General features: G+C 62.7%; 11 protein-coding genes. 5 read left to right on the top strand and 6 right to left on the bottom strand.

Annotation, left to right across the window (positions count from 1 at the left end):
• Position 1: 1 nt before the first annotated feature.
• Positions 2-340 carry a hypothetical protein gene (locus SE86_RS04065; RefSeq protein ID WP_117354392.1) on the bottom strand — a complete coding sequence of 113 codons (339 nt, stop codon included), beginning with the start codon at positions 338-340 and terminating at the stop codon, positions 2-4.
• Positions 341-462: 122 nt separating this feature from the next.
• Here SE86_RS04065 and upp point away from each other — a divergent pair, with 122 nt between their 5' ends.
• Positions 463-1107, top strand: coding sequence for a uracil phosphoribosyltransferase (upp, locus tag SE86_RS04060; RefSeq protein WP_117354391.1), 645 nt, complete (start codon positions 463-465; stop codon positions 1105-1107).
• On the opposite strand, the gene SE86_RS04055 is transcribed toward upp, so the two are convergent.
• Both SE86_RS04055 and SE86_RS04050 read right to left on the bottom strand, forming a co-directional pair.
• The gene (locus tag SE86_RS04055; RefSeq protein WP_148666769.1) at positions 1104-1871 is read right to left on the bottom strand and encodes an enoyl-CoA hydratase/isomerase family protein; all 768 of its coding nucleotides are present in this window, start codon (positions 1869-1871) and stop codon (positions 1104-1106) included. The genes upp and SE86_RS04055 overlap by 4 nt on opposite strands.
• A gap of 493 nt (positions 1872-2364) precedes the next feature.
• Positions 2365-2733, bottom strand: coding sequence for a hypothetical protein (locus tag SE86_RS04050; protein WP_117354389.1), 369 nt, complete (start codon positions 2731-2733; stop codon positions 2365-2367).
• A gap of 71 nt (positions 2734-2804) precedes the next feature.
• Between SE86_RS04050 and SE86_RS04045 the strand changes: the two genes are divergently transcribed.
• The 4 genes from SE86_RS04045 (at position 2805) to SE86_RS04030 (ending at position 8894) form a co-directional block, all read left to right on the top strand.
• Positions 2805-4529, top strand: coding sequence for a M28 family peptidase (locus tag SE86_RS04045; RefSeq protein ID WP_117354388.1), 1725 nt, complete (start codon positions 2805-2807; stop codon positions 4527-4529).
• A gap of 467 nt (positions 4530-4996) precedes the next feature.
• Entirely contained in the window at positions 4997-6157 is a 1161-nt protein-coding gene (locus tag SE86_RS04040; RefSeq protein WP_211096462.1) for an alanine--glyoxylate aminotransferase family protein, read from the top strand.
• Positions 6158-6209: 52 nt separating this feature from the next.
• Positions 6210-7661 carry an APC family permease gene (locus tag SE86_RS04035; RefSeq protein WP_211096461.1) on the top strand — a complete coding sequence of 484 codons (1452 nt, stop codon included), beginning with the start codon at positions 6210-6212 and terminating at the stop codon, positions 7659-7661.
• A gap of 54 nt (positions 7662-7715) precedes the next feature.
• A complete protein-coding gene (locus SE86_RS04030; RefSeq protein WP_117354387.1) occupies positions 7716-8894 on the top strand; it encodes an MFS transporter in 1179 nt (392 codons plus the stop codon).
• A 101-nt stretch (positions 8895-8995) separates the two neighbouring features.
• Here SE86_RS04030 and SE86_RS04025 read toward each other — a convergent pair whose 3' ends face one another.
• Genes SE86_RS04025 through SE86_RS04015 form a run of 3 tightly spaced genes read right to left on the bottom strand, consistent with a single transcriptional unit; the run spans position 8996 to position 12476 of the window.
• Complete coding sequence (locus SE86_RS04025) at positions 8996-10657, bottom strand: SLC13 family permease (protein ID WP_117354386.1); 1662 nt, start codon at positions 10655-10657, stop codon at positions 8996-8998.
• A 10-nt stretch (positions 10658-10667) separates the two neighbouring features.
• Entirely contained in the window at positions 10668-11171 is a 504-nt protein-coding gene (locus SE86_RS04020) for a hypothetical protein (protein ID WP_117354385.1), read from the bottom strand.
• A 48-nt stretch (positions 11172-11219) separates the two neighbouring features.
• Positions 11220-12476, bottom strand: a complete 1257-nt coding sequence (locus SE86_RS04015) for a TldD/PmbA family protein (protein ID WP_117354384.1) — start codon at positions 12474-12476, stop codon at positions 11220-11222.
• Position 12477: the final 1 nt, after the last annotated feature.

Here is a 12477-nt window from a genome sequence, read left to right as displayed (position 1 = left end):
CTCAGCCTGACAGCGCCTTCTTTATCGTGTCCAGCACTGCCTGCACGGCGGTCTCCCTGTTCCTCTCCACCTGCTCCCTCAGGCCCCGCTCAGCCTCCTGCAGCCTCCTCTGCATGTCCTCCTCAACCCTCCTCCTCTCTGCATCATATGCCTCCTGGAGCTCCTTCAGTGCCTCCTGGAGCAGGGGCTCCACCGAGGACGACATATTGGCTGAGAGGCCGTCCGCCAGCTTAACTATGGCCGCCTGCTGCTCCTTCACGTAGGCCTCGGTCTCCCTTATCTTGGACTCGAAGGTCAGCACGGCACCCAGCAGCCTGTCAACTGGCCCCTTTGAAGACAACCCGCTTCCCAGGCTTAGGGCCTTAACCTTACTTAAAAGCTTTTAAAATACTTTAGAATGTGCCAAGGGCTCACCAGCTAGTCCTAAAAACCTCTGCAGGCAGATAGCTGGGGCGTCAGCGCTTGGAGCGCGTCCGAGTGCTTGGCGAGGAGCTGCCCTACGCTAGGTGGCTGCTCCTCAAGCTGAGGGACAGGAGGACGGACCCGCCCGCCTTCAGGCTCTACATGAGGGAGGCCGGCAGGCTACTGGCAATAATGGCCTCAAGGGAGCTGGAGTGGACCAAGGAGGCTGTGACCACGCCCCTGGGCGTCCAGGCCGAGGAGCTTGAGCTGGCCTCGCAGCCCCTGCTCGTTGGCATTCTGGGCGCCGCCCTCCCCCTGCTCGAGGGCTTCTCAGACGTATACCCACAGGCCCGGGTAGGCCTCGTGGCGGCCAGGAGGGTGGAGGAGAGGGACGGCGTCAGGGTGGAGCTCTACTACAGGAGGCTGCCCAGGGTGCACGGAGGGGTCGCGGTAGTCGTTGACCCTATGCTGGCGACGGGAAAGACCGTGGACAGGGTGATAAACGAGGTCAAGTCGCTAGGCTCCGGCAAGGTTATAGTGGGATCAGTCATAGCCTCAAGGCAGGGGCTGGCCTACATAACATCAAGGCACCCTGACGTCACAGTGTACACGCTGGCCGTCGACCCAGAGCTGAACGCCTCCTTCTTCATAGTGCCCGGCCTGGGGGACGCCGGGGACAGGGGCCTGGGCGTGACGCCGGGCTAGGCGCTCCCCTTCCTCCTCCTGCCCTCCAGGAACTGAAGGATTCTCTCCCTCACAACTGGCCTCGCGGTGAGGGCGGCCAGCGTCCTCACGCCCTTGTCGCTGAGCGCCTGCATCTTGGCCTCGGCCATCAGCGCCCTGGCCTCCGCGAGGGCCCTGGGCTCGGCCATGGCTATCTTCGCTGACACCTCCTCAACCTTCCTCCTCAGCTCCTCGACGCTGTCAACGACGCCGTTTATTATGCCCGCCCTCTCGGCCTCCTCCGCGCCTATGTAGTCGCCTGTGAGCACTAGGTAGGATATCAGCTTGGAGGGGCCAAGGAGCATGCCTATTGTTGAGGAGGCGGGGGGCACCATGCCGTAGCGTACGGGGGGCAGGCCGAACTTGGCCCACCTGACGGCGTAAGCGAGGTCCGCGGCGTAGAGGACCTCGAAGCCCGCGCCCAGGGCGTAGCCGTTGATGGCAGCTATGACGGGCTTCCTGCAGCTGAAGGCGGCCCTGCAGAAGCCCCCGAGGCCGTCGTACATGAGCCTCCAGGCGTCCTCCTCGTTCTGGGCGTCCGCCGACTCCCTGAGGTCTATGCCGGTTATGAAGAACTTCTCCCCCGCGCCCGTTATTGCAACTGCAGCTGTTGAGCTGCTCGAGCACTCCTCTGACATGACCCTCATGAGCTCCTGGAGGTCCGCGTAGCCCAGTGCGTTGCCCGACTCCTGCCTGTCCACTATGACCCAGGATGTGTGCTCGGTCCTCTCGACCCTTATGACCATGCCTGTCACCTCTGTCAGCTATCTTGAGGGGATATTAAAGCAAGCTAGAGTTCGGCCTTCATAGCGGCTAGCAGTCACCTTTAGTGACTGCTAGCCGCTAGGCCTCATCACTCCTCCCCCTCCCCGCGCCTAGGTTAGGGAGCATTGCCTCCCAGCCACGACGCGGGGGCCGGCCGAACTCTACTGCGTAATAGGGAACATGATAGGAGTCTACGTCAGGAAGCGGCTCTAGGGCCTTTTTCGTTAGGGCCCTCGTAGGGGTCTTTCACCGGCAGCGGACGTCGCTTCCTGGGCGTAATCCTCTGGCAGACCTCATCTACGCGCTGTCTTGGAATCTCACGTTAATTCACCTACAGCTTAGCGTATGCTTTTTGGCTCGATTGGGCCTCCGTGGCTCGGAGGGCGCTATGGCGTCAGCCGCCGTCGGCGCGACCTCTCCCATCAGTTGGCCGCGCCAGCGGCCTTGAAGTCACCTCTGACCTCCTCCCCGCCCTTAAGGGCGGGGTTTGCAGTCGTTTATCACTATGAATGCCCTCCTGTAGCCCGGCCCCTCCACTATCACAGCCCTCCTGGGCCTGGCCGCGTCCGCCGAGAGGTAGGCAGCGAAGGCCAGCCCAAGTAGGACGCCGTAGTAGGCTACTGATATGGCGAAGCTGGCCCTCAGGGACCAGGGCGGGTAGCCAGCTATCATCAGGGCCGCGAGGAGGAGGGATACAACGAGCGCTGCAGCTGCCTTGCCGCCCCCAAGGCTTGCCCTGCCCTCTATAGCCCTGCCCTTCACCCTGAGCTCGCCAGCCGGCGTCTCCACGACGACGGAGTCACCGTCAACCCTGTAGCCTGTGGCGAGGCCCTCGGCCTTCAATGGTAGCCCTGGAGTCCAGCTGCAGGTAAGGATTTATGCTTAGCTAACGCCCTTGTCCTGGGGCACTTGACGTGGCCAAGGCTGCCGAGGAAGTGGTGAGGGCTGTCGCCTCAGGGGTGAGCGACCACAGGGCCATGAGGGTCCTGGCGTCTCTCACGGCCTACAACAGGGTGCAGGGCACCATAGATCTCGTCGACGCCGCAAAGCACGTCCAGGAGGTGCTCCTTGAGGAGGCCGGGGACTCGCTTGAGGTGGAGCTGGTGAAGTTCGGGGGCACTAACGTGCCTGACTGGGTGCCCTCCCCTACTGGGTGGGCGGTGCACAGGGCCTACGTGAAGGCTGAGGGCGGCGGTGAGCTAACGCTTGAGGCCCACCCAACGCTTGTGGCCGCCCACTCGCCGCCCAGCGGCGGCGAGGTGAGCGGGGAGCCACTCATGGTTGACAGGGAGTGGTGGAGGCCCGAGTCGTACTCAAACGCTAAGGGCAAGGTAGTAGTGAGCCCCGGCGACCCCTACATAGTCTACAGGCTGGCCAGCGAGGCGGGGGCCGCCGCGGTTGCCCTCTACAGCGAGTCAGCCCCTCCTGAGGCCGTGCCTTACAAGAGCCTCTTCCTGAGCAGGACGGAGGCTGCTAACAGCACGGTGCCAGCGGTCTCAATCCCAAGGGGCCTCGTGGAGGCCCTCCGCGCCGGCAGGAGGCTGAGCCTGCTCGTGGACTCCGACGTCAGGAGGGACCCCGGGTTCCCGATAGTCGTCGCATGGGTCGGCGACAAGGACGGGAAGGGCCCAGCGGCTATGGCCCACATATGTCACCCGACGCCGGGGGCCAACGACAACGGGAGCGGCTCGGCGGCGCTCACAGAGGCCGCAATAGCGCTCTCGAGGCTGATAGACTCCGGCGCCCTGGAGCAGCCCCCCTGGACCGTGCGCTTCATCTGGGTGCCCGAGTACACGGGCAGCTCCGTGGCCCTCACCAAGACTGTGAAGGGGCAGGTGACCCAGCTCCTCAACTTCGACATGGTTGGGGCTGAGCCCGGCGGCGGGAACGGCCCGCTGAGGGTGGTGGCGAGCAGCCTCTCAGCCCTCGGCCAGGCAGACGCCGCCCTCATGGAGGCCTCCCGGCTGGCCTCGGAGCTCCTCGGCTTCGACTCCCTCAGGCTGGTGCCCTACGATGGCGGCAGCGACCACGACGTGGCCTCAGCGCTCGGCATACCCTCAGCCATGCTCAACGGCTGGCCCGACGTCAACTACCACACTGACCTGGACGACCTCGACTCCGTGTCAAGGCGCATGCTTAGGCTGTCCTCTGCCATAGCCGCCTCCTCAATTTACCTGCTCTCCGCCTCGCCCCCGGACCCGGCAGGCTTCAGGGGCGAGCTGCTCTCGTCGGTGGTCAGAGGGCACCTGCTCAGGGGCGACCCGACCGCTGCGGCCCTCGCCAGGAGCTTTATGGCCAGGGCCCTGGGCATTGAGGGGTCCCAGGGGGCCCCCGAGGGGTGGCCGCCGAAGGCTGACGTGACAGTAAAGTCAAGGCCGCCCATGATAGAGGGCCCCAGGGTCATAGCCAGGAGGTCCCTTGACGCCGCCCTGAGGGTGGCGCAGCTCCTGGCTGAGAGCGGGCCAGGTGCCGCCACGGTTTACCTCAGGGAGGGCATGTTCTTGGCTATCCCGGAGAGGACGCTCGGCGAGGTGGCCTCGCTGCTGGCCGCCGAGTACGGCACGGGCTCAGTCTCCGTTGATAGGCTGTTAGAGCTCTTCAACCTGCTGGCCGACATAAAGATGGTGGAGCTTGGCTGAGCGCTGACGCCAGAGCAGTAGCTTTGCCTTGTGAAGGCCTACGTTGAAACGCAGGTGGCCTCTCCCGCAAGGTCAGGATAATTGATGAGCGGGCGTCAGCCATCGACCGCCTCCGAACTCGCCCAGAGCTGGCAGTCAAGGAGGTAGCTCCCGGCCTGGGGTCCTGTAAGAGTACTCTATACAGACAATTACAAGGGGCTGGGGCAATGATGTACCGCGTGGCAACTGATCATGATGAATCCAGTCCAGGCTGAGCCCTGAGCCCCAGCCCCTCGTTTAAATCGAAGCCAGGACTCAAAAGCTTACCGCTAAGGCCTTCACTCGTAGAGGCTCGATGGGGCCCTCTAGGCGTTTAGAGGCGCCCCTGGGGCCCTCGCGTCCAAGCTAATAGCCGCAGGCCAGCATTTAGGTAGAGAACGCTCAGCAAAGCGTTTTTCCCCGCAAGCCCTTAAGGCCCTTGACCTGCCTTGAGCTTCCCGGACAGGCTTATAATGACCCCCGGGCCCACAGAGGTGCCGTACGACGTCATGAGTGCCATGCTCAGGCCTGAGACGAACTCAGACCTAGACCCTGACTTCCTCAGCTTCTACAGCGACCTGAGGTCGAGGGCCGCCAGGCTCTTCGGGGCCACCAAGTCGAGGGTTTACCTGATGATAGGGGAGGCCATGCTTGGCCTCGAGGCTGCCATAGCTAACTTGATCAGCAGGGGTGACAAGGTGATAGTTGTTGACAACGGGGTCTACGGCGACTCCTTCGCCGACCTGGTCAGGGCCTACGGCGGCGTCCCAGTTAAGCTCGGCGCTGACTGGAGGAGGGCAGTTGACCTGGGCCAGCTGGAGAGGGTCATAGAGGCCAACAGGGACGCCGTCGCTGTAACTGTGGTGCACTGCGACACCCCATCGGCCATGCTGAATGACCTCTCCGGCGTGGCCAAGGTCGCCAAGTCCTACGGCCTCCTCGTGATAGCCGACGTGGTCTCCACAGTGGGCGCCGTGCCGCTCAGCGTTGACAGCTGGGGGGTTGACATAGCCATAGGGGGCAGCCAGAAGGCCCTCAACGCCCCAGCCGGGGTCACGCTGATGAGCGTCAGCGAGGCGGCCATGGAGAGGGCCAGGAAGGTAAACTACCAGGGCTACTACATGAGCCTCCTCCAGTGGGAGTCATGGCTTGACGAGAAAGGTCTGTTCCCTTACACTGTCAGCGAGCCCCTGCTCTACGCCGTCTCAAGGGCTATAGACGTAGTGCTGGCCGAGGGCCTTGAGAGCGCCTACAGGAGGCACCTGGCCGCCAGGTCAGCGGCCTGGAGGGCCGTTGAAGCCCTAGGCCTCGCCCACTACCCTGACATTGTGGAGCACAGCTCCCCGACGGTGACGGCCATGGAGCTGCCCAGGGGGGTTGACGAGGCGAGGGTGAGGGAGCTGGCATGGAGGAAGTATAACACAATGATAGCCGGCAGCTGGGGGCCCCTCCAGGGCAAGCTGATAAGGGTGGGCCACATGGGGGTCCAGGCCTCGGCTGAGAGGCTGGCCAGGGCCTTCCTGGCCCTGGGCTCGGCCCTCAGGGACCTGGGCCTTAACGTGAGCCCCGAGGAAGCCTCAAGGGCTGCCCTAGAGGGCTTCAGATACTGAACGTTCAGCAGAGCCCTTTTCCTCCTTAGGTCAGGCTAGGTCTGTGAGCGCCTTGAGGGGCGAGGCGACGGACGTTGCTGTTGAGCTGAAGCAACGCTCTCTTAGGAGCTCGGCCGTGAGCCCTCTGGAGGCCTTCTACAACTCCCTCGCGGGCCAGGCTCCGGCCTACAGCGTTGCGGGCGGGGCCGCCTTCATAATAGGCAGCAGCCTGGGGGCCGCACCGCTTGCCATGCTTATAACACTCCTCGGCGTGCTGCCCGTGGTGTACGCCATATACGTCCTGTCCAAAAGATATGTGAACGCCGCCAGCTTTTACGACTACGTCAAGGAGGGCTTCGGCGAGGGCGCGGGCTTCGTCAACGGCTTCGTCTACACTATATTTTACAGCGTGCTTGGCGTAGGCTCAGTGGCTATAGCCTTCGGCTACCTGGGCTACGAGAGCATATATGCGATTACGGGCGTCAAGGTGAGCCCCCTTATACTGGTCTCTGCCCCAATCGTCCTAGACCTTGCTATAGCCTACCTTGGCATAAGGCCGAGCGTGAGGACGGAGGTGGCCCTGACCTCAATCGAGGTCGCCGTGCTATTGGCCTTCTCAGCCCTCAGCGTAGCGACCCACCTGTCGAGCCTCAGCCTCTACCCCTTCACGCCCCAGGCGACCTTCCAGTCTAGCCTCCCGGCCGTGCTGAAGGCCATAAGCGCTGGGCTCGTATTCGGGATAACGTACTTCATGGGCTTTGAGGTCAGCACCATGATATCAGAGGAGGCCAGGGACCCGAGGAGGTCCGTGCCCTGGGCGACGCTCTCGGCAACCCTCCTCATGGGGCTCCTCTACGTCATAGTCATGTACTCCGTCCTGGTGGACATAGGCGTGAGCCAGGGAAGCATAAGCAGCTTCATCAGCGCGGCCGAAGGGGCGGGCCTTAACCCTGTATACGCGCTCATAAGGGCGTACCTGGGCTACCCGGGGGAGGTAGTCTTTGCTATCAGCGTACTCATAAGCGTCCTCAGCTGCTACCTGGCGACGCTCAACGCCACTGCCAGGATGCTATACGGCATGTCGAGGGACGGCCTCATGCCCCGCCCACTCAGCTCCGTCCACTTGAAGTTTAGGTCGCCCGACGTCGCGCTCTTTACAAGCAGCGCCCTCGCGGTGCTCTCAACAATAATGTCATACGCTATAGCGGCCGCCATGGGCTACAGGGGCGTCGCCCTCACCTATAATGCTATGGAGATAGCATATGCCGCCGACACGCTGTTCTACGTGTTCAGCCTAGCGCTTGTGGCAGCCTCAGCAGTGAAGGTCATCGGCCCTGTTGGCAAGGCCGTGATAGCGGTTGGCATAGCCCTGCTCGGTATAACCTTCTACTTCTCAGTGGCGTACATAACCTACATGTACGTCTTCCTGGCCTCGCTGGTGGCGTCCATCGCCGCCTACCTAATAGCGAGGAGGCTGAGGAGGCCCATGTCTGTCACTTCATGGCCTAGGACCTCACAGTACTGAACGTTCAGCAGGCCTCTTTTCCCTCAGGCGCCCAGGCCCTCCAGGCGCACCCCCTTGAAGGCCGGCAGGGCCCTGATAGCTGCCTCCATGAGCGTCTCCATGGTTGCCTACGGCCTGGTCCTCGGCATGGTTCCCGTGGTGGCAATATGGTCCTCGGCGCCGCAGTGGGCCGACACGCTCATGTTCCTCATGATACCGGTGGGCACGCTGATAGGCAACTTGACTGTGGGCAGGCTAGCTGACGTCATTGGCAGGAAGCCCTCATTCATAGTGACCCTCGCCCTCTACGGCCTTGGCTCCCTCGCGGCCCTCCTGGCCCTTGAGTACAGATGGCCCCTGGCGGCCCTCATAGCGAGCCTCGCCGTGGCTCAGGTCGGCCTCGGCGGCGAAATGCCGGCTGTGCTGGCCTACCTCGCCGAGGTCTTCGGGAGGGGCCAAAGGACGGCGGCGCTGATACTTATAACTGACATATCCAACCTTGGGGTCCTCATAGACGGCCTCATAATGATGCTCTACCAGAGCAACGCAATACCTGTCAGCGCCGCCATATACTCGCTCGCCGTAACCCTCGGGGCTGCCATTGCTGTGCTCCTGGTCACCAGGTTCCTGCTGCCCGAGTCGCCTGAGTGGGAGTCCCTGCCAGAGGAGGCCAGGGGCAGGGTGGCGGGGCCGGGCGAGGGGCCTGGGCTGGCCTTCAGGGTCGCCGTGCTCACCTCCCTCGTCATAGCCACTGCGCTCACCTACGCCTTCCTTGCCCTCACCATAGGCCCCTACCTCTTCCCCAGGAGCACAGGCCTGTTGCTGGTGATTTACAACGTCGGCGAGCTCGTGGGGGGCCCGCTCGCTCTGGCAGTCCTAAGGCCGGCCGGGAGCAGGGCGCTGACGGCTGTGAGCTACGTTGGCGGCCTGGCCTCCATGGCTGTCGCAGCCGCGGTCCTCGGCTACGTCGCTCACAGCTTCATGCTCTTCACCTACCTCCTCCTGGTCAACGGGGTCTTCGGGGAGATGGCGTGGGCGGCGAGGGTCATACTCGAGCCCCTCGCATTCCCTGTCGGCTACAGGGGCACGGCAATAGCAATAGTCAGGGTAGTGCCTTACGCGCTCTACGCCGCCTCAGTGTTCTACCTGGCGAACTTCACACAGCTCCAGTACATGATATATAACGTGGTCCTCTGGGCCGTGGGGGCAACGGCGTCGATAGCCTGGTACCTCAGGGGGCCTGAGGTGAGCTGAAGCTTATTAGGCCGCCCAAAGAATGCTAAAACTGCGATGAGGAGGATGCACCTCTGGAGAGCGCGGGGCCGCGATGACCGCAGCACGAGCTGCCTGAGCACCTAGAACAGGTGAAGCATCAGGGCCGTGACCACAATTACTGTCAGAGCCACGGGCACGCCGGCCTTGGCGAAGTCACTGGGGGTGTAGCCCCCAGCTGAGTAGACAACCAGGTTGGCCGGGTGGGAGAACGGCGTTATGAAAGTTGATGACACGGCCATGGAGAGGGCAATCACTGCTGTGAGGGGGTGGGGCGAGCTGATGGCCAGGGGTCCAAGTATTATCGCCGACGCCACGTTGCCCACCAGGTTTGCAAGGACAACGCCGGCCAGCATGAGCAGGAGCGGGGAGGAGGCCATGAAGCTCATGGCGCTCCCAAGCCCTGAGCTTATCAGCGCCTCCCCCATCGAGAGGTAGGTGCCGATGAAGACTATTGCCGACCAGTCCACGTAGGAGTAGACCTTCCTCAGCGACCCTGGCTGCGGGATGACTGCAAGCAGCGCCCCGGCAAGGAAGCTCAGCGCCATGTTGAGTCCGGCAGCTGAGGCAGCTAGGGCCACGGAGAGTCCCAGGAGGCCTGAGGCCGCGGCCCTGACGTTAAGCGACTTGACGGGCGTCGTGGTCAGCGGCGTGAGCCTGTAGGCGTCGGCCGCCTGCGCCACGGCCTTCTCATCGCCCTCTACAAGGACTATGTCGCCCGGGGCCAGGGCGTAGCTCCTTATGCTCCCGAGGCTGTTCCTGGTGGCAACGCCAACAACCTTAACGTCCCTGAGCCTCATGTTAACCTCATATATAGTGTTTCCAACAACTGCGGAGCTCCCCGTGACCAGGAGCTCGTAGAAGGGGCCCTGGCCAAGCCCTGTCCTGAGGCCCTTGACGCTCATTATGACCGGCAGCCTGTCCCTCTCAACTGAAAGTATGAGCTTGTCCCCTGCCCTTATTGTGCGTCTCGAGTATATCGACAGCGCCCCCCTCAGCAGCCTTATCCTGGCCCCCAGCTTCTCCTCAGCCTGCCTTATGTTTAGGCCGACCACTTCGCTCCCCTCCTCAACGTCAGCCTCTATCAGTATCTCATGCTTCCCAACCATCTCAAGGCTTGCAGTCCCCTTGGCGCTCCCCCTGACCAGGAGGGGCACTAAGGCTATGGCAACCCCAAGGCCGGCCAGGGCGGCAGCGAGGCCAACCGGGAGCGTCGAGAATATGCCAAGGGGCCTCCCAAACCTCTGGGTCCAGAGGCCCTCAAGCACTATGTTTGACGAGGTGCCAATTATAGTGTACCTCCCGCCGAGTATGGCTGCATATGAGAGCAGCATCAGGTACCTAGAGGCGGGCCTCCTCACACGTGACGCCACGCTGTATATCAGGGGCATGAACATGAACGTCAGGGCCACGTCGCTCACGAAGCCGGAGCTGAACAGTGATATCAACAGTACGATTACTATTACCAGGAGGCCGCTCGTGACCCTCGAGGCTATTCTGTCGCCCAGGACGTCAAGGACTCCTGAGTCGGCCACGACGCCAGCTATTATCATGGCTGAGGCGAGGACCACCACGGCCACTGAGGACAGGTTAGAGAGCGCCTGTAATGGACTAACCAGCCCGAGGGCCACAAGGGCCAGGGCAGTTATGACGCCCACTACGTCGTGCCTCAGCCTCCTTGAGATCAGCAGTGCAGCAGAGAAGGCCAGCAAAGCGAGGGCCTCGTAGGCCTTTATGGAGAGCAAGTGCTACACCTCAGGGAACGGTAATCTCGTAGGACGCGGTCTCGTTAGCTGAACCCATCACTGTTATGTAGATCTGTTCACCCGGCCTGAAGGGCACGCCCTCGCAGCTCACCCATACCCTGGTGTCAGAGTAGTACTTCACGGTTATGTTCAGCTCCCTGCTGCAGGCCACCGTGCCGTTGGGCCACCTAAGCGCGGCGTAGGTGAGGTTGGTTGAGTTGAAGCCGTCATAGAAAACCAGGGCGGTGACGTTAAGGACCCCGCTCGTGTTCCTTGGGATCACCTCAACTATGGCGAGGGCGCTGCCCTGCGGGGCAGGCGGGCTAGTTGTGGTCTCAGTGGCTGTCGTTGATGTAGTTCTGGTTACCCTGGCCGTCCTGGTGCTTGAGGCTGCACGCGTTGACGTAGTTAGCTGGCCCCTGCGGGGCAGCGGTACGACGTAGGCTAGCGCTGAGAAGATGGCGACCAGGAATATTACGAGCACTACTATTGCGAAGGCCCTTGAGGCGCCCAAGGCTGCTCGTGCCTGCTGATGTCCGCCGGGAAATAAAAGCTGAGACGCTCATGAGGAGATGCGGAGGCCCTGCACTAGGGCCGTGCCGCTGACCACCCTCCCGTACCTCCTCCTGTCTGGGGCCAGGCCCACTAGACCCCCAAGAAGCTGCTTTAGGTCGCCTGAGAGCACGAACTCCCTCAGCCCCCCGTCGCCGTCCCAGGCTATCGCCGCGTTTACAGCGAACTCGCCTGTGTCGAAGTTGCTCGTGTGAACCCCCTGGACCTGATCAACAAAGACCGCGTCCCCCAGGTCGCCGGCGCCCTGAGCGTCAATCACTAGGTAGGTAGCTGATATTGCTGGGAGCGTCATGAAGGTCCTCCAGGAGGAGTGGGTGTTGACCCCGCCAGCCTTGTTGGCCCAGAAGGTGTTTGAGAGCGGCGTCCTGAAGGTGCCTGCGTCAATCACTGCGACCTCCCTAGTCGGCAGGCCCTCGCCGTCGAAGGGCCTGGACCAGGCGCCCTCCGGCAGCCTCGGGTTATCAATTACTGTGACCCTGTTGCCCACGAAGTCCCCTGGCTTGAGCGGGGACCTTGACCTGTAGACGCTCTCAAGGCTTACGGCGTGGTTTAGCAGGGGGAAGAGGAGCTCGTTGATGGCCTTAGGGGTGAGCGCCACCGGCCTGTCAGTCCTCTTCAGCTGCTCCCTCTTGCCTGTCAGCTCCGCCTTCCTCGAGAGCTCCCTCATGAAGTCGTCAACTTTGACGCCCCTGGCCGCCCTTGAGTCGCCGTACTCGTATATCTCAGGCCCGACGTAGCTCTCCCCCATGTAGTTGCCCGTGGCCGCGGCGCCGACGAAGGAGGCGCTGGAGCTGACGTCGACGCCCTCCGTGCTCGCCACGCTGACCAGGGCGGTGCCTCCCCATGCCCTTGCAGAGATTATGTTAAGGTGCCCTCCCCTGTAGGAGAGCACCGCCTCCATGAAGCCCCTCAGGGCCTCCCAGGGCTCCTCGAGGGAGCTGTCGTAGGAGCCCTCGATGGGCTGCACGGGCTCGGGGGCGGGCAGGGAGTTGGCGCTGTCCGGCTCCGAGGCCTTGGCGGCCGAGAGGGCCATCTTGACTAGGTCCCCGCTGCACCTGTTAGAGTAAGCGAAGCCAACCCTGCCATCTTTGACGACCCTGAGGCCGCAGCCCTCCTCGACGTAAGTCATGCCGTACTGCTTCATCTTCTCCCAGGAGAGCTCCACTGAGCGCGACCTGACGTAGATCACCTCTGCCTGCGCCCCTGAGGCTGAGGCCTCGCCCAGGAGCCTTGAGATAGCCTCCATC

It is taken from the genome of Acidilobus sp. 7A (assembly GCF_003431325.1).
Classification (GTDB): domain Archaea; phylum Thermoproteota; class Thermoprotei_A; order Sulfolobales; family Acidilobaceae; genus Acidilobus.
The sequence above is the reverse complement of the archived record's forward strand: the minus strand, read 5'-3'. Positions and strand labels throughout refer to the sequence as shown.

What these genes read in the sequence shown, in the direction of transcription:
- SE86_RS04055 (WP_148666769.1), bottom strand. Translation starts at nt 1,871, where the DNA reads ATGGTCATAAGGGTCGAGAGGACCGAGCACACATCCTGGGTCATAGTG.
- SE86_RS04015 (WP_117354384.1), bottom strand. Translation starts at nt 12,476, where the DNA reads ATGGAGGCTATCTCAAGGCTCCTGGGCGAGGCCTCAGCCTCAGGGGCG.